Here is a 17,094-nt window from a genome sequence, read left to right as displayed (position 1 = left end):
GAAATCCCTCCTTTTAATCTCTTAAAAGAGCACGTTCAAATTCTTCTGCTAATGAAACATTTTCGTTAAAAATACCTTTTTTTACCGTTGTAACTGTGGAGCTACCAGGTTTTTTCACTCCTCTTGCACACATACACAGGTGTTGACCTTCCACGCTAACAATAACGCCTTGTGGTTTAAGAACATTCATGATAGCATCGGCAATTTGTTGAGTCATTCTTTCTTGTACTTGTGGTCTTTTTGAGACAAGTTCTACTAAACGTGCAAACTTACTTAAACCAACTACTCGTCTATTTGGAATATAGCCGATATGGGCTTTCCCAAAGAATGGAATCAAATGATGTTCACAGAATGTGTAATAATTAATATCTTTAACGATAACGAGACCATCATAATTTTCTTCAAAAGTAGTTGTTAAAGCTGTTTCGGGATTTATTCCAACCCCTGAAAATACTTCTTCATACATTTTGGCTACACGTTTAGGTGTGTCTAGAAGCCCTTCCCGGTTAGGATCTTCACCAATCAATTCTAAAATCGCACGAATATGTTCTTCCAATAATTGTTTTTTTAGTTCAACAGTCATCATAATCCCTCCAAAATGTTAATTTTTTATAAAATAAAAAAAGTCCACCAAAAAAGATTGGTGGACATGTTGAAAGAAAGGTTCTAATACACAAGTAAAAAACATGTCTGAAATACCAATCCTTTTCGGCAACCCGGCGACCATAGAGTATGTTATTTCTCCTTAGGCCCGTAGCTTTGCGTCCCCATCTTTCGATGAGTTTGCCTTTATCGTGGATGTTTCACTTTCTCATATCGATAAACTATAGAACCTTTTTTAAACGTATGATTTTTCGACTAAGCAAAAAGTCATAGTTATATTTATCCATATGATTTGGGATTCTGTCAAGAAATTTTTTGTAGTAATAGAGGAGGCGCCCCTTTTTTTGAACAGATATTTTAGGTTATTCTTATAACTCCCTCGTTTTTTTTAGCAAGAAAATTCAAATCCTTCATTACCTTGGAAACATATTTTTCTATAGGTGACAGACACCCAATCTTAATCCCTTCTAGTCTTTGTTCTTTATTTATCTACCTAAATATCCACCTATTTTCGACAAAATTCTTGTAGAACAATTACAGGATGATTGTTAAAAAGTTTTTTTCTATAAAAAAATCCTTCCTTCTAAAAATATGAAGGACGGGATTTTTTTAATTTAATAAGCTCCCCTACAATGAAAAGTTACTGTCTTTGTATTAATTATGAATCAATCCTTTAACCCACATTAATTAGGGATACTTATAACTTTACGAAGAAATCACACTTTTTTTCCTAGGAGAAGGTAGGCTTCGTTTTAACGGGCGATCGTACACCAACGTAAAAACAATAGAGAAAATACATAAGGCAATTAAGGTAATAAAAAGAACCGCCATGCCGAATAAGTCTACCATCAATCCTCCATACAATGGCCCGAGCATTCGCCCTCCTGTTGCCGCACTATTCACAATACCTTGATAAAATCCTTCTCGGCCTTCTGGAGCTAATCCGTTTGCTACGGTAGGTACTGCTGGCCAAATTAAAATTTCTCCTAACGTAATGATGACCATCGCTAAGGCAAACAACGTAAACTCTTTCGCATAAGCTACGATGACAAACGAGCCGATAAAAATGAAAATCCCTACAATAATTTGCATTTTTAACGATGGGCTTAATTTTTTTAATACATACGATAACAATGGTTGCAGTGTGACAATTAACACACCGTTAATGGTCCACAATAAGCTATACTCTTGAAGCGAAATGTGCAACTGTTGGGTATACGTAGCGATCGTCGTTTGCCATTGAACGTACCCGACCCAACATAGTAAATAACCGGCACATAAAATGAGAAGCGCGTACATATGAGAAAGATTCCGTATCGGCTTCGCTTCATTGACGACATTCGTTGAAGGCTGCACTGCTTTCCCTATTTCCCGATAACAAAAAACAGCTACTAACAAAAACACGACATATAAACTTAAGTTTGCCATAAAAATATAGTCAATCGAAATCGAAGCGATGAATCCACCTAACCCCGAGCCGAGAGCCACGCCAATATTTTGTGCAACATACATGGCGTTAAACGCTTTTCGGCCACCTTCTTTCCACGTTGTTCCAGCCATCGCATACATCGCTGGAAACACAATACCTGAACCTAATCCTATGAATAAAAGAAAAAACAGATAGTGCGGCCAACCGTGCCAAAGTGTTAACCCGATGAGTGCCGATAATGTAATCATAATGCCAATCAATATAGCACGGTAACCACCTAAGCGATCAAACAGATGTCCTCCAACTAAATTTCCAATAACGCTCGCTGCCGAATTAAGCATTAACACCATACCAGCGACAGATAGCGATTTTCCTAAATAATCATGCAAATAAATTGTATTTAATGGCCATAAAAATGAAGCGCCCGTAACGTTAACGACCATTCCAATAATTAAATACCAAAGCCGTTTCGGCATGACGAACATCCTTTCAATATTTTGATAACCGAAATAATTATACGAGGTTCTCGATTCATCGTAAATGAGGATGCTCATAAAAAACTTTTGGAAAGAGAAGTACGCACTGTAGAAGATGACAGTTCTTTTTGTACAAATGGAAAATAAAATAAGTATAAATAATCTCAAAACTAGGAGGGGCACGATGTTTAAAAAATTAATCAGCTACTCCGTCATGGTATTTGTGTTGTTGATACCTTTTATCACCAAGTCCGAAGAATATTATGATGAAATTGTCTCTACGCATTTGTCAAAAACCGTGTCAAACTACGAAAAAAATTCTGCGAATATCTTACACATGGAAACAGTCGATGATGTCGTCTTTTTGTCGGTGGAATATATCATTGAACGAGATCAATTCTTAAAAAAGTTAACCCGTCATTCTTATTTAGCTTACGACCTTATCGAAAATCGATTTTTATCAAATGAAGAAGCTAATCAACATCCTTATATGACGACCTTCCGAGAAACCTATGAATATGAAGGCGTAGAAGGTATCGCCATAAAAAGTCAAATTACCTTTGCCATTTTAGCCCTAATTACTGCTGTGGTCATTCCTGTATGGATCATTATCCACACGGAATTAACGAAGTACTCTGTCACTGCTGAATCAAAATATTGGAACAATTCTATTTAAATAAGAATCGAAGTGCCTCCACCAGTTGAATATTAAAAGATAATAAGCTTAACAGAATGGAGGCGGTTGTTGGATCTCATTACAGGCTTATTTTACGTATTACCCATTGGGTCATTTAATGCAGCCTTTTCTCGGAAGCACTTTGATAAGCGGTATTATCGTTCTAGTAAGTTGGATCACCTTTGCACGGTTTAAAAATCATTTCTCATAACAAAAATCAAAAGGGAGGTCACTCTTCCTTACTATTAACCTCTCTATTGTTTTTAACCGTATTTTCAGTGCGACAACAAACTCTTGTAAATCTACTACAGACAGCTTTTATACTATCTTTGATACATTCCATTTCTTCCAGTCGCTGTTTATAGGGTTTTCCTTTAGGAAGTAAAATAAAAATTAATGACTCGCCCGTCTTCGGGTGTTTTTTCTTTTGGACAAGGCTTGTGAATAATTAACACAATTCCATCCTCTTTTTTCTGTATATAACATACAAATTCAATAAAAAACCGCCCCTTCATTGAGGCGATTGTCTCATTCTTATTCGTATGGTTGTTCATTTCTTTGTTTTGATTTTATAGGTTGAGACGATTGATCATACCGTTTTTTCGATTGTTGAACAGGGTTGTATTCTTGACCAAATTCAGTATTTAAATTTCGAAATTCGTTTCTTGTTTTTTGTTCAGGGTTGTTTTGCTTGGAACGTTTTTTCAAATCAAGTCCTCCTTTACCGATCATGATCGAGAAGAATCATGTCATTTTGAAGTTGCTGTAGCTGCAAACGCATCCGATGAAGCTGCTCTTTTTGTTGTGCGTTCGCACTTTGTGATAAATGCATAAGGTCGTTATAAGCTTCCTCTAGTTGTTGCAGTGCCTGCTGAAATTGTTCATCATAGTAATGCTCCTGCTTGCTACCTTCGATATATTGCTCCTTTGCAGATTCTAAAACCTCTTCGCACCTCTCTAAAAACTCTTCAATTGATTGGCGTGTCGCCATGCACCCTCGCTCCTTTACCTCAAATTTGAAGCTCGATGCTTCTTCTGTTAGTTTGTACATTTTTTCCCTCTCTATCACATCCTTCTCGACCTTTTCCACGAATTCCATTGGTTGAACTATTTTATTCGTGTTAAAATTTCTTTTATGTAAACAAACAACAGGAGGTGTCTGAATGACTCCAACCAACCCGTTTCCATATGCAAGTGACAACAAGCGTTACCACACTTGGAATTACCATTTACGCCAAGTGTTTGGACATAAAGTATTTAAAGTCGCGCTTGACGCGGGATTTGATTGTCCGAACCGAGATGGGACCGTAGCATACGGAGGTTGTACGTTTTGTAGTGCTGCTGGTTCAGGGGATTTCGCTGGTGACCGGGCTGACGATTTAGAAACTCAATTCCGTAAAATAAAAGAAAAAATGCATAAAAAGTGGAAAGACGGAAAATACATCGCCTACTTTCAAGCATTTACGAATACGCATGCACCTGTTGAGGTCCTTCGGGAAAAATACGAAACGGTTTTAAAGCAAGACGGCGTGGTCGGTTTGTCCATAGCGACTCGTCCTGATTGCTTGCCGGATGATGTCGTAGAATATTTAGCAGAATTAAACGAGCGAACCTATCTCTGGGTTGAGCTTGGCTTACAAACCGTTCATGAACGAACGGCTTTGCTTATTAATCGAGCGCATGATTATCAATGTTACGTTGAAGGGGTTAATAAACTTCGTAAATATGGCATTCGCGTCTGCTCCCATATTATTAATGGTTTACCGCTAGAAGATTATGACATGATGATGGAAACCGCACGCGAAGTGGCCAAATTAGATGTTCAAGGTATTAAAATTCATTTGCTTCACTTGTTAAAAGGTACCCCGATGGTGAAGCAATATGAAAAAGGAATGCTCCAATTTTTATCCTTCGATGAGTATGTAAACCTTGTTTGCGACCAATTAGAAATTTTACCGCCAGAAATGATCATTCATCGGATTACTGGGGATGGTCCGATTGATTTAATGATTGGTCCGATGTGGAGTGTGGATAAGTGGTCGGTCCTTAACGCCATTGACGCTGAACTGAAACGGCGAAACAGCTGGCAAGGGAAATTTTACAGTAAAGAAACATCAGAGGTGAAGGTATGAAGCTAGATCGTATTTTGCCATTTGCTCGTATCTTGTTAGAAAAAGCGGTCTCCCCTGGAGATATCGCCATTGATGCAACATGTGGTAATGGGCATGATACTGCTTTTTTAGCCCAGCTTGTAGGAGAAAACGGGAAAGTATTTGGGTTCGATATTCAGAAAGCAGCGATCGACAACACCTTTTCCCGTTTAAAAGAACGTGGACTAGAACAACAAGTTGAATTAGTCCATGCCGGTCACGAACAATTGAAACAGCACATTCCATCAAAATTCTATGGTCGTATTACCGGAGCGGTATTCAACCTAGGCTATCTCCCTGGCGGAGATAAATCCATTGTAACAAAACCAGACACAACGATTTCTGCGGTCGAGCAATTGTTAGAAATCTTGGCTCCTGAAGGAATTATCGTCCTTGTCATTTATCACGGACATGAACAAGGAGCTGTTGAACGCGACCTCTTGCTATCCTATGTCCGCTCCCTCGACCAACAAATAGCACACGTTTTAAAATATCAATTCATCAATCAAATTAATAATCCACCGTTTATTATAGCGATTGAAAAAAGATAGAGCATGGATGATTCATGCTCTTTTTTTGATGATAATTTATAGAAAATTCAATCAAGTCGTTTTATAATATATTAAATTAGAAAAAATTTACATATTAAGGAGTATGAATATGCTATTTCATTTTCATTATTGGACACCTTATGTAGAAGAAATGGAGAATTTTTATAAACGCCTTGGCTTTACTGTTCATCAACGGATTGGGAAGTACAATGGCGAATTCAAACACTTTAATCCACCACTAACAGTGGATGATATTCGAGAAAAAAACATATTATTCCGAATTATTGAAATGAAAAGAGGCAACATCAATATCACGTTTGGCTATGGAAAACGGCCAACGTTCGATCACATCGGCTTTTTCGTTTCAAAAGATGAGCATGATGAGATATGTAAAAAATCCGAAATGATACAGTGGAAAACGAAAATTGATGAGAGAAGAACGTTCTTATATACCCCATACGGATTTTCTATTGAATTGCAAACCCATATAGATGCGTTAGGAAATGACGGAAACAATGATGCGATTCATCGAATTGAACTAATGACACTGAAGCCTGGACTGGAAAAAGATTTATCCTTTTTGTTTGGAAATCGAGCTTCCTCTGTTCAAACAAAATTAGGTGACCACGTAAAGATTGAAAAAGTACAAATTCGGGGGTTAAAGGAAAAACGCGCAATTGATATGAACGGTGTCGAACTTCTTCATGTTTAACATGATTATTGTTTAAAAATACCAAGAGCCGGTAAAGCCCTAATAGTAAAAAAGTGTCCGAAAAATAATGTTGAGTATGTTTAAAAAATTGGTTAATCAAATAAAAAAGCAAAAAGAATTGTAACCTACGACACCTTTCATCCGTTCAAGCAAACTAGAGAAAAATTAGGGTTTTCCCTGATTTTTTCTTTCATCCCTCCTTATTCGTATGACAAAAATGACGTGCCAACCTCATGTTGCACGTCATTTTGATAATAAAATTCTAGATCTTTACGAATGAACGCTCGCCATCTTTCCAGACAATTTCCCCCATCGTTTCAACACACTTCGATACAATCGACCATTGAGGTAAAAGAAATAGCTATAAAAGCCACCTGACTTCATCACTTTTTTGGCAATCGGTAACACGTTGCGTTGTTTACGGACTTTTTCATCTGACAAATAAACTCCTAACAACCCTCGATTAATGAGTTGGTGAAATTTTTGATGTGGAAGATGACGTGTATGATAATCTGCTTGCTGTAAAAAGTGGGTTAATCGTTCAAATAATTGTTCTTCATTGTCGTAGTAAAAACAAAAGTTTAAATCTCCACCTTTTCGGTCTTCTTCTTGGTCGATGAAATAATCAAGCAATATATGGAGACCTTGAATGTATGGGAAATAGCCATCGCGAATCATTTGCGCATGCTCTTTTTGAAAATCAGAACGAAATGCATAAGAGACTAAACAAAAAACGCCCAACGTCGAGCCTGAACATGCGGAAAACTCATACCATGCCATCGGAGGCAATTGCGATTGATAGGTAGCAAACCAATTTTGAAGCCGTGACTCGCGTTCTTCATGGCGAACGTGTTTATGTATTTGCAAATCACAATAATATTGACATAGTTCTTTAATATACGGTTCAATCGTTTCATAGGCAGGTAATCGTTTTAGCACCGATTGGCATGTTTGCACGAGTTCTTTTAAATATCCTCCGTCATCTTGGTCCTCTCTAAACCGATAATAATTCACATTAACATCTTCTAACGTTAACGCATGTTGCATCGATTCATGAAGGGCCGCGAAATCGTCGGGGTCTAGAGACGTGCTTCGGTCGCATAAATTATCTAAGTAATCACTAATCGTTTGATACGCCACAATAAATTGGATCGCGAGTTTTCGATGTTCTAACGCAAGTAAGGCTAAGATCGAACCACCTTCACAATGGAACGATTTATGTTCAATACTCGCCAATGCTTGTTTTCGTAACTCTTCATTCGGAATCTCTGCGGCTCGTTCCTTCCAATAAGCGAGTTGTTCATGTACGACCGGCAGAATGTGGCGATACACTTTCCGCATCAGCGTAAATGGTTCTGATGGAATTGACATCTTTTTCACCTCTAGCTCGGACTATTTTGCTTGTACTTGTTGTAATCGATTTTGTAAAAAGTTCATCGTAAAATTGAATACTTGCTCTCGTTCCGGTTCATTAAAAATTTCGTGATAACAGCTCGGCCATTCTTTATACGTTTTTTCGGTCAACGCTACTTCGTTAAACCAATGCTGAACAGCTAATTTATTTACAATTTTATCATCTCCGCTTTGCATGACCAAAAGCGGAACGTCCGGGAATTTCGACAGATTTGTGAAAGCAAGCTCAATACCTTTAACTAGTTCTCGGTACCAACGAACCGACACTTTCGTTACATACAAAGAATCGTTTTTATCAACATCCCATACTTCTTCATTACGAGTGGCCATTTCTACCGTTATTCCTGCATTTATTCGTAACTTCGGAAACACGATATTGAAGCCGTGAGAGAGGATATTAAGAAGTTTTGACGGAGTATGGACAAGTCCTAAACAAGGTGATGATAATACGACTCCAGCCAAATTCATATGTTCTTCTTGTAACAAACGAATGGAAACTAAACCACCCATACTATGCCCGAGTAAAAAAACAGGCAATTCAAATTTGTACGCTTCCTGAATCCAATCTTTCACTTCAATAATATATTCGTCAAACTTATCAATATGTCCTCGTCTTGAACGACTTGTTACTCCTTGGCCAGGTAAATCCCCCATCACGACATGAAAACCGTTTAACCGAAACATTTCCGTTAACCAACCGTACCGCCCATGGTGTTCAAATGCACCATGAACAATCACAATAACTCCTTTTGCTTGTTCCGCTTCCCATCTCCACATATCGTGGTCCCTCCGTAAAAAAATTTTAATTTGTGTAAAATTATAGTATATGTAACCAAATAAAACGAGCCATGACTTCCGTCACTCGTTCCTTTTCCATTACAATAAAATAAAAAGTAAGATCAAATCATGAAAAGTGAGGCGAATAAAATGATCTACCCGTACAAAGGAAAGTTTCCACAAATTGCCGATACTGCATTTATCGCTGATTACGTGACGATAACGGGCGATGTACAAATCGGTGATTATAGTAGTATTTGGTACAATACGGTCATTCGAGGAGATGTTGCCCCAACCATCATCGGCAACAAAGTCAATATTCAAGATAATAGTGTATTACACCAAAGTCCTAACAATCCACTCATCATTGAAGATGAGGTCACCGTTGGTCACCAAGTCATTCTACATAGCTGTATCATTCGTAAAAAAGCACTCATTGGCATGGGCTCCATCATTTTAGACGGTGCAGAAATTGGAGAAGGTGCGTTTATCGGTGCGGGAAGCCTTGTACCACAAGGGAAAAAAATTCCGCCAAACACCCTCGCTTTCGGTCGCCCAGCGAAAGTGATTCGGGAGTTAACGGAAGAAGATATGAAAGAAATGGAGAGAATTTCCCGGGAATATGTCGAAAAAGGGCAATATTATAAATCATTAATGAATCCTACCGAATCATCCTCTTAATTATTGTATCCATTTTCTGAGAAATAACGTCATCAAAAAGGGGGACTTTAGTTCCCTCCTTTAGACAAGTGCGGTAGTTGTACCATATCCTATCCCATTAGTACTAAATCGGCGCTTTTTTAGGAGCAACCGTGTTTATATAGAATTCTTCTCCTTTCCAATACCTAGTTTTAAACTTTGTCATGCACTATTGTGTATTATCACTTTTACGAAGAAATCATTTGTTCCTCGGACAATCCAAATAAACTAAAATTCAAAGAAACTTCTACTCTATAAGTTAAAGAAAATTTCCTTCTATGTAATGTTCTTAATACTGGGATGAATCAGATTCATGACCATAAAAAGGATGATTAAACAACACCTTAAATAAACCTACTACTAGTGTCAACTTTTGTAATCAATTTTAATAATGTCTTTTTTATTATCTTCCAAATCCTTCACCTTTTAGATGTGTAGCATCTATTCATATCTTTCGGTTTTTAGATATTTATCCTCCAATCATCTTTAGGAAAATTTTCAAAAAACCAACATAAACAACATGACGTTTATATATAGTTAGAGTTGAAGGTGTGACTTTTGGATTAATCTTCCACATAAAAATAATAAGGTTGGAGGAAAAAAGTATGTCATTTTTCACAAAGTTTTCATTGAAAAATCGTACAGCTGTCATTATTATGGTGTTTTTGGTTTCGGTTTTAGGAGTATATTCTGGTTCCAAACTCCCGATGGAATTTTTGCCAAGCGTAGATAATCCAGTGGTTACTATCACGACATTTGGTCAAGGTATGAATGCTGAAACAATGACAGAAAAGGTAACTGATCCGTTGGAAAAGGAATTTAGAAACTTAAAATATATTGACACCATCCTTTCTTCAACGAGCGAAGGTTTGTCAAAAATTGACATTATATATACTTCTGAAGCAGATATGAAAGAGGCAACAAGAGAAGTTGAAAAAATTATCGGGCAAATACAATTTCCCCAAGGGGTTATGAAGCCGTATGTTGCTCAGTTAAACACATCGATGATTCCGATTTCACAAATAGCCATTCAATCAGAAAAAGGCTTTACAAAACAAGATGAACATATAATTGAAGAAGAAATCATCCCTCAACTAGAGGGAGTTGACGGGGTATCTAACATTTTATTTTATGGAAAATCCCATACAGAGCTGGTGATTACGCTTGATCCAGAGCGAATGAATGAAAAACAAATTTCCGCTCAGCAAGTAATAATGGCGCTGCAAGGGAAAAATGTGTCGGTACCTGCAGGCGAACTTACCGTCGGCGGAAAGAAAAATTCGTTGAGAGTTATTGGGGAACTTGAAAATGTAGAAGAAATAAAAAACATTCCATTAACACTACAAGCAAAGTTAAAAGATATTGCAGACGTGGAAATTAAGCAAACTTATGAAGCCATTTCCCGAATAGGCGGTAAAGAAGGGGTCGTATTAGTTATTTCTAAAGAAGCAAGTGAAAATGCCGTAAGTATCGGAAAAGAAATCGATAGAAAAGTAAAAGAGCTAGGAAACGCATACAAAGATCAATTTGAAATAAAAACACTATATTCCACCGCAGAGAAAGTAGAAAACGCAGTATATGGGATGGCAAAAGAAGTAGGTCTTGGAGCATTAGCGGCGACTTTGATTATTCTATTATTCTTACGAAATATCAAAACTACTTTCATAGCGGTTGTAAGTATACCATTATCTGTGTTTATGACGTTATTCTTATTAGATATCTCTAATGTTACATTAAATATTTTGTCCCTTGGCGGTTTAGCTGTAGCTGTTGGACGATTGGTAGATGACAGTATCGTCGTAATTGAAAACATCTTTAGAAGAATTCAGTCTGAATCATTTTCAAAAGAAGTCATCATTGATGCAACGAAAGAAGTTGGGGTTGCGATTACATCCTCCACTCTAACAACGATCGCCGTATTTTTGCCGATCGGATTCGTTTCTGGCGGGATTGGAGATTTTATGCTCCCAATGGTGCTGGCGGTCGTATATTCCATTTTATCTTCATTATTAGTAGCCCTCACCGTCGTTCCGTTAATGAGTTTTTGGCTGTTAAAAAAGACAAAACATAAAGAAGCTCAACCTTCTAAACGTTATCAATCAATCCTTCATTGGGCGCTTTCACATAAATTTATTGTATTGTTGGTATCTTTCCTTCTCTTTGTCGGTTCGATTACGGCTTATGTCATGTTGCCTAAAGCAAATGTGGAAGCTGATGATGAATCCATGGTAAGTATTGTGATGACTTTTCCGGCAGATTATGACCTAAAAAAAGCCGAGGAACAGGCAAAAGATTTTGAACAATTGTTATTAAAACAAGACAAAGCCAAAGAAGTGATGTTTCGAATGGGAGCGGCTTCCGAGGATGCCAGGTGGGGACAGGTAACAAAGGATAATGAAGCCACGTTCCTTCTTATGTTCGGAAAAGGGGTAGACATCGATCAATTTATTGAAAACATGAAATCACACAATAATGAATATAAGCCTGCTAAAATTGAATATTTAAAAAGCTCCTTAGGTTCTTTCGGGGGAGGAAGTACAATTGAGCTGAATGTGACGGCAACAAACGAAGAGGATTTAGTAAGAAGTACCGATTTAGTGATGGCAGAGTTAAAGAAAATGGATAGATTAGACAAAATTAAAAGCAATTATGAAGAGCTTCAAAATGAATGGGTGATAAAGGTAGACCATGAAAAAGCCGCACAATATGGGCTCACTCCGCAGCAAGTGGCGGAACAAATGAGGATGATTGTCAGCAGCACCCCGTTAGGAGAATTAACATTAAACGGGGAAAACATGATGATTGTGTTGGATTACAAGGATCATAAATTAATCAGTACAAATGAAATTTTGGATACCATGATCACTTCCCCTCTGGCAGGTCCGGTCAAATTAAAAGAGGTTGCAAATATAAACGAGGAGAAAATCAAAACAATTGTATTTCATAAAGATGGAAAAGAATCGATTCGAGTGACGGCAGAAATTGTATCTGAAGATATCAAAAAAGTTGGAACAGAACTTAACAAAATGATTGCAAATTTAAACCTTCCAGATGACGTGAAGGTAGAAATAGCAGGAGCTACCGAGTCACAGCAAGAAACCTTTATGGATTTATTTAAAATTATGGGTATTGCTATTGTCCTTGTATACTTAATTATGGTTATTACATTTGGGCAGGCAAGAGCACCTTTCGCCATTCTTTTCTCTTTGCCGTTAGCGGTAGTCGGCAGTATTTTAGGTTTAGTTGTAACAAGAACACCAGTGGATTTTAATGCTTTAATAGGTGCGTTAATGCTCATTGGAATTGTTGTGACGAATGCCATTGTACTCCTTGAACGTGTCCTGCAAAACAAACAAAAAGGCATGATTACAAGAGAGGCATTGCTTGAAGCAGGTTCCACCCGTCTCCGTCCAATTATCATGACGGCTGTTACCACCATTGTTGCCATGCTCCCGTTAGCATTAATCCAAGCGGAAGCAGGAAGTATGGTGACGAAAAGTTTAGCAGTTGTCGTAATCGGTGGTTTGACGGTTTCAACGCTGCTGACACTAGTTGTTGTTCCAGTTATGTATGAATTATTGATTGGTTCGGGATTAAAGAAAAAGAAGAAAAATGAAACTCTCGATTAAAACGAAGTAGTACGATAACGAAAATGGATGATGTGGGGAATTGATAATCTGTGCAAAAAATGACCATGATTCATGTTTAACAATTTTATTCTTTTTTTACCCTAAATTGTGCCTAAACCATAACAATTATTATAGAGCCTTTTCATAATTCCAGAAAAGAAAAAGAGCTATATCCTAATCAAGGAGATAGCTCTTTTTAGTCCTTCATTATTATTGATTTAAAGCTTGCTCACGAAGAGCTTCTGCTTTATCGGTACGCTCCCATGGAAGGTCAAGGTCGTTGCGTCCGAAGTGACCGTATGCCGCTGTTTGTTTATAAATTGGGCGACGAAGGTCAAGCATTTTAATAATACCAGCTGGACGTAGGTCGAAGTTGTTACGAACGACTTCGATTAATACGTCTTCAGATACTTTTCCAGTACCGAATGTATCAATAGAAATTGATACTGGTTTCGCAACACCGATGGCATATGCAAGTTGAACTTCACATTTATCTGCAAGACCAGCTGCTACGATGTTTTTCGCTACGTAACGAGCAGCATATGCTGCAGAGCGGTCAACTTTTGTTGGGTCCTTACCAGAGAATGCACCACCGCCGTGACGAGCGTATCCACCGTACGTGTCAACAATAATTTTACGTCCTGTTAATCCAGCATCACCTTGAGGACCACCGATGACGAAACGTCCTGTTGGGTTGATGAAATATTTCGTATTTTCATCGATCAGTTCTTTTGGAACAACTGGCTCGATAACATATTCTTTAATATTACGTTGAATTTGATCTAAGCTAATTTCTGGGTGATGTTGTGTAGATACAACGATTGTATCAATTCGAACCGGTTTGTCATTTTCATCGTATTCAACCGTCACTTGCGTTTTTCCGTCTGGACGTAAGTATGGAAGAATTTCTTCTTTACGAACTTCTGTAAGACGACGAGCTAATTTGTGTGCAAGGGAAATTGGTAATGGCATTAATTCTTTCGTTTCGTTACATGCAAAACCAAACATTAACCCTTGGTCGCCCGCACCAATTGCTTCGATTTCTTCATCTGTCATTTGTCCTTCACGTGCTTCTAACGCTCTGTCAACACCCATTGCAATGTCAGGGGATTGTTCATCGATAGAAGTCAATACGGCACAAGTTTCCGCATCGAAACCATATTTCGCACGAGTGTAACCAATTTCTTTAACTGTTTCACGAACAATTTTTGGAATATCAACATACGTGGATGTTGTAATTTCTCCGCTTACAAGTACTAAACCAGTTGTTACAGAAGTTTCACATGCAACACGAGCATTTGGATCTTTTGCTAAAATAGCGTCAAGAATGGCGTCAGAAATTTGGTCACAAATCTTATCTGGATGACCTTCTGTAACAGATTCAGACGTAAAAAGACGACGTTTCTTTGTCATCTGATGGATCCTCCTTTGTTATGATTTTTTAAAAAAGCAGCAGCTCCCTCGAGTCATTGAACCAACGCATAAAACGGTAATGTAACATATGCACCTGTTCATTCATTGGTCCTTTCATGCCCGTATCTTTTACTGCTTCATCGTCACGGTACTCATTTCCCTTAGTAGTATGAAGTAAACCTATCATTTTTATCAATGTGAAAAGAAGTGGCGTTTGCATTAAAGGCACGATTCTTTGGCAAAATAAAAAAACCTTTCCTTTTTAAATATCTTCTAGAGGAAAGGTTGATTGTGTCATCATGCCTTTCACTCTTATCGTTCAAGGCCTCGCCTTGCAACAGGTTAGCACCTTTGCTCGGAATATGGGATAGTCTCGAAAATCCCATCTCCCTCAATGAGCAGGTTGCTGGGTTTCATAGGGCCTGTCCCTCCACCAGCTCGGGATAAGAGTATCCGTTCAAGGTAAAATCTTATCGTATTTTGTCAAAGCGTGTCAACAAAATTTTCATATTTTTATACAGCAAAATCATGCCAATGTGTGATTGCTTTGATGAACACTAAAATTGTCTGATTACTTTTGTAAAAGGTCCTTGTAATGATCATATTGTCCGTGAATTGTCTTCGTTTGTCCACAAAATGAACATTTTGTCCAAATGTCAACTATAGGATGTATGAGTCTATTCGCCTACTTTTTACAAAACAAGAGACAGTAGCTGCTACATTCCACATTCGTTCTAATATAATATAGAGTGTGACAAAAACAATACAAAATTCCCCTTACTGACAAAACAGAGACAGGAAATTGTGACAAAAAATAAAACATTTTAAAAAAATATTGTAAATAGTATAGATTATTTACATAAATGTGTTATACTGTTTTTAAGGAACAAAGGGGTTAACGATATATCATTATAAAATCACGAAAAGGAAGGGTTTCGCCGTATGAATTCTGTTAGTCTTTCGAACTTAAAAGAGTTGCTTACTGGTCAAAATGTTCGTGTTCAATTATCAGTTCCACGACTAGTGGAAAAAGTGTTAAGCCGTGGAGAAGGGGTCCTTTCTTCTACTGGAGCGGTTCGTGCAGAAACAGGAAAATATACAGGTCGGTCACCTAAAGACAAATTTATTGTCGAAGAACCTTCTGTTAAAGATAAAATTGATTGGGGTTCCGTAAACCAACCAATTTCACCAGAAGCATTTGATAAATTATATAATAAAGTTATTCAATACTTAAAGGAAAAGGACGAAATTTTTGTCTTCAAAGGATTTGCCGGAGCTGATGAAAAATATCGTTTGCCGATCCAAGTCGTAAACGAATATGCTTGGCATAACTTATTTGCCCATCAATTATTCATTCGCCCGACACAAGAAGAGCTAGAAAATCACCATGCAGAATTTACGGTGATTTCTGCACCGAATTTTAAAGCCAATCCAGAAGTGGATGGAACAAGATCTGAAACGTTCATTATTATTTCTTTCGAACGTCGTACAGTATTAATCGGTGGTACTGAATACGCTGGAGAAATGAAAAAATCGATTTTCTCTGTAATGAATTACATGTTACCAGAGCAAGACATTCTTTCCATGCATTGTTCAGCAAACGTTGGCTTAGAAGGAGATGTCGCGCTATTCTTCGGACTTTCTGGTACGGGTAAAACGACTTTATCCGCTGATCCAAACCGTCGTTTAATCGGTGACGATGAGCATGGCTGGGGTCCAAACGGTGTGTTTAACATCGAAGGTGGATGCTACGCGAAATGTATCGGATTATCTCGTGAAAAAGAGCCACAAATTTATGATGCGATTCGTTTCGGTTCCGTCTTAGAAAATGTTATTTTAGATGAAGAGACACGTGAACCAAATTACGATGACAATACGTTAACAGAAAATACCCGGGCTGCTTACCCAATTCAAGCGATTGATAACATTGTTGATCCAAGTATTGCCGGCCATCCAAACACAATCATCTTCTTAACAGCGGATGCGTTTGGTGTATTACCACCAATCAGTAAACTATCCAAAGAACAAGCGATGTATCACTTCTTGAGCGGTTATACATCCAAATTAGCGGGAACAGAGCGTGGAATTACGTCACCACAAGCAACGTTCTCCACATGCTTTGGTTCACCATTCTTACCATTACCAGCGACGCGGTATGCAGAAATGCTCGGTAAGAAAATCGATGAGCACAACGTAAAAGTATTCCTTGTAAACACTGGTTGGACAGGTGGAGAATATGGTGTTGGTAGCCGTATGAAACTAGCATATACACGCGCCATGGTACAAGCGGCCTTAGAAGGAGAATTAGATCACGTCGAAACAATTAAAGACGAAATTTTTGGCCTAGAAATTCCACTTCACGTCCCAGGTGTTCCAGATGATGTACTTCAACCACAAAAAACTTGGGCGGACCCTGAAGCATACGAAAAGAAAGCGAAAGAATTAGCAGCGAAATTCCGTGAAAACTTTAAAAAATTCTCTAACGTACCAGCAGAAATCGAACAACTTGGCGGTCCGTTAAAATAAGAAAAAAGAGGTCTCCTAAATGGTATTATCCCCTACAGGT

The 17,094-nt window shown here is 37.9% G+C and carries 14 protein-coding genes and 2 riboswitches; of the genes, 7 read left to right on the top strand and 7 right to left on the bottom strand.

Annotated elements, in window-relative coordinates:
• Positions 1-13: 13 nt before the first annotated feature.
• Positions 14-583 (bottom strand): GTP cyclohydrolase I FolE, encoded by a 570-nt coding sequence (gene folE / locus ABES52_RS00455; protein WP_429647855.1) that lies wholly within the window; start codon positions 581-583, stop codon positions 14-16.
• 124 nt (positions 584-707) lie between these two features.
• A riboswitch (cyclic di-GMP riboswitch) is annotated at positions 708-798 on the bottom strand.
• A gap of 510 nt (positions 799-1,308) precedes the next feature.
• Entirely contained in the window at positions 1,309-2,508 is a 1,200-nt protein-coding gene (locus ABES52_RS00450; RefSeq protein ID WP_429647853.1) for an MDR family MFS transporter, read from the bottom strand.
• A gap of 184 nt (positions 2,509-2,692) precedes the next feature.
• Between ABES52_RS00450 and ABES52_RS00445 the strand changes: the two genes are divergently transcribed.
• Complete coding sequence (locus tag ABES52_RS00445) at positions 2,693-3,184, top strand: hypothetical protein (protein WP_429647852.1); 492 nt, start codon at positions 2,693-2,695, stop codon at positions 3,182-3,184.
• A gap of 534 nt (positions 3,185-3,718) precedes the next feature.
• Here the strand turns inward: ABES52_RS00445 and ABES52_RS00440 are convergent.
• Both ABES52_RS00440 and ABES52_RS00435 read right to left on the bottom strand, forming a co-directional pair.
• The gene (locus tag ABES52_RS00440; RefSeq protein WP_429647850.1) at positions 3,719-3,892 is read right to left on the bottom strand and encodes a glycogen biosynthesis protein GlgD; all 174 of its coding nucleotides are present in this window, start codon (positions 3,890-3,892) and stop codon (positions 3,719-3,721) included.
• 13 nt (positions 3,893-3,905) lie between these two features.
• The gene (locus ABES52_RS00435) at positions 3,906-4,175 is read right to left on the bottom strand and encodes a YtzC family protein (RefSeq protein WP_429647848.1); all 270 of its coding nucleotides are present in this window, start codon (positions 4,173-4,175) and stop codon (positions 3,906-3,908) included.
• Positions 4,176-4,347: 172 nt separating this feature from the next.
• On the opposite strand from ABES52_RS00435, the gene mnmL reads away from it, so the two are divergent.
• The 3 genes from mnmL (at position 4,348) to ABES52_RS00420 (ending at position 6,597) form a co-directional block, all read left to right on the top strand.
• A complete protein-coding gene (mnmL, locus tag ABES52_RS00430; protein ID WP_429647847.1) occupies positions 4,348-5,316 on the top strand; it encodes a tRNA modification radical SAM protein MnmL/YtqA in 969 nt (322 codons plus the stop codon).
• The gene (gene mnmM, locus ABES52_RS00425) at positions 5,313-5,885 is read left to right on the top strand and encodes a tRNA 5-(aminomethyl)-2-thiouridylate-methyltransferase MnmM (protein ID WP_429647845.1); all 573 of its coding nucleotides are present in this window, start codon (positions 5,313-5,315) and stop codon (positions 5,883-5,885) included. The genes mnmL and mnmM overlap by 4 nt, the downstream gene beginning before the upstream one ends.
• A gap of 109 nt (positions 5,886-5,994) precedes the next feature.
• On the top strand, positions 5,995-6,597 hold the full coding sequence (locus tag ABES52_RS00420; RefSeq protein WP_429647843.1) for a hypothetical protein: 603 nt from the start codon (positions 5,995-5,997) through the stop codon (positions 6,595-6,597).
• A gap of 270 nt (positions 6,598-6,867) precedes the next feature.
• Here the strand turns inward: ABES52_RS00420 and ABES52_RS00415 are convergent, their stop codons facing one another.
• Together ABES52_RS00415 and ABES52_RS00410 are read right to left on the bottom strand one after the other, a co-directional pair.
• Positions 6,868-7,968 carry a tetraprenyl-beta-curcumene synthase gene (locus ABES52_RS00415; protein ID WP_429647841.1) on the bottom strand — a complete coding sequence of 367 codons (1,101 nt, stop codon included), beginning with the start codon at positions 7,966-7,968 and terminating at the stop codon, positions 6,868-6,870.
• A gap of 21 nt (positions 7,969-7,989) precedes the next feature.
• Positions 7,990-8,787 carry an alpha/beta hydrolase gene (locus tag ABES52_RS00410; RefSeq protein ID WP_429647839.1) on the bottom strand — a complete coding sequence of 266 codons (798 nt, stop codon included), beginning with the start codon at positions 8,785-8,787 and terminating at the stop codon, positions 7,990-7,992.
• Between the two features lie 150 nt (positions 8,788-8,937).
• Between ABES52_RS00410 and ABES52_RS00405 the strand changes: the two genes are divergently transcribed.
• Together ABES52_RS00405 and ABES52_RS00400 are read left to right on the top strand one after the other, a co-directional pair.
• Positions 8,938-9,468 carry a gamma carbonic anhydrase gene (locus tag ABES52_RS00405; RefSeq protein ID WP_429647837.1) on the top strand — a complete coding sequence of 177 codons (531 nt, stop codon included), beginning with the start codon at positions 8,938-8,940 and terminating at the stop codon, positions 9,466-9,468.
• A 623-nt stretch (positions 9,469-10,091) separates the two neighbouring features.
• A complete protein-coding gene (locus tag ABES52_RS00400) occupies positions 10,092-13,115 on the top strand; it encodes an efflux RND transporter permease subunit (RefSeq protein ID WP_429647835.1) in 3,024 nt (1,007 codons plus the stop codon).
• Between the two features lie 210 nt (positions 13,116-13,325).
• Here ABES52_RS00400 and metK read toward each other — a convergent pair whose 3' ends face one another.
• Positions 13,326-14,528: a methionine adenosyltransferase gene (gene metK / locus ABES52_RS00395; protein WP_429647833.1), complete on the bottom strand. Its 1,203-nt coding sequence runs from the start codon at positions 14,526-14,528 to the stop codon at positions 13,326-13,328.
• A 309-nt stretch (positions 14,529-14,837) separates the two neighbouring features.
• Positions 14,838-14,978: riboswitch (SAM riboswitch) on the bottom strand.
• Between the two features lie 492 nt (positions 14,979-15,470).
• Between metK and pckA the strand changes: the two genes are divergently transcribed.
• Positions 15,471-17,054: a phosphoenolpyruvate carboxykinase (ATP) gene (gene pckA / locus ABES52_RS00390; RefSeq protein ID WP_429647832.1), complete on the top strand. Its 1,584-nt coding sequence runs from the start codon at positions 15,471-15,473 to the stop codon at positions 17,052-17,054.
• Positions 17,055-17,094: the final 40 nt, after the last annotated feature.

It is taken from the genome of Aeribacillus pallidus, from assembly GCF_050478865.1.
Lineage (GTDB): Bacteria > Bacillota > Bacilli > Bacillales > JACDOC01 > JACDOC01.
The sequence above is the reverse complement of the archived record's forward strand: the minus strand, read 5'-3'. Positions and strand labels throughout refer to the sequence as shown.

Coding starts and splice junctions, on each gene's coding strand:
- ABES52_RS00450 (WP_429647853.1), bottom strand. CDS start 2,508: ATGCCGAAACGGCTTTGGTATTTAATTATTGGAATGGTCGTTAACGTT.
- folE (WP_429647855.1), bottom strand. CDS start 583: ATGACTGTTGAACTAAAAAAACAATTATTGGAAGAACATATTCGTGCG.
- ABES52_RS00410 (WP_429647839.1), bottom strand. CDS start 8,787: ATGTGGAGATGGGAAGCGGAACAAGCAAAAGGAGTTATTGTGATTGTT.
- ABES52_RS00415 (WP_429647841.1), bottom strand. CDS start 7,968: ATGTCAATTCCATCAGAACCATTTACGCTGATGCGGAAAGTGTATCGC.
- metK (WP_429647833.1), bottom strand. CDS start 14,528: ATGACAAAGAAACGTCGTCTTTTTACGTCTGAATCTGTTACAGAAGGT.
- mnmM (WP_429647845.1), top strand. CDS start 5,313: ATGAAGCTAGATCGTATTTTGCCATTTGCTCGTATCTTGTTAGAAAAA.
- ABES52_RS00435 (WP_429647848.1), bottom strand. CDS start 4,175: ATGGCGACACGCCAATCAATTGAAGAGTTTTTAGAGAGGTGCGAAGAG.
- ABES52_RS00405 (WP_429647837.1), top strand. CDS start 8,938: ATGATCTACCCGTACAAAGGAAAGTTTCCACAAATTGCCGATACTGCA.
- ABES52_RS00445 (WP_429647852.1), top strand. CDS start 2,693: ATGTTTAAAAAATTAATCAGCTACTCCGTCATGGTATTTGTGTTGTTG.
- mnmL (WP_429647847.1), top strand. CDS start 4,348: ATGACTCCAACCAACCCGTTTCCATATGCAAGTGACAACAAGCGTTAC.
- ABES52_RS00400 (WP_429647835.1), top strand. CDS start 10,092: ATGTCATTTTTCACAAAGTTTTCATTGAAAAATCGTACAGCTGTCATT.
- ABES52_RS00420 (WP_429647843.1), top strand. CDS start 5,995: ATGCTATTTCATTTTCATTATTGGACACCTTATGTAGAAGAAATGGAG.
- pckA (WP_429647832.1), top strand. CDS start 15,471: ATGAATTCTGTTAGTCTTTCGAACTTAAAAGAGTTGCTTACTGGTCAA.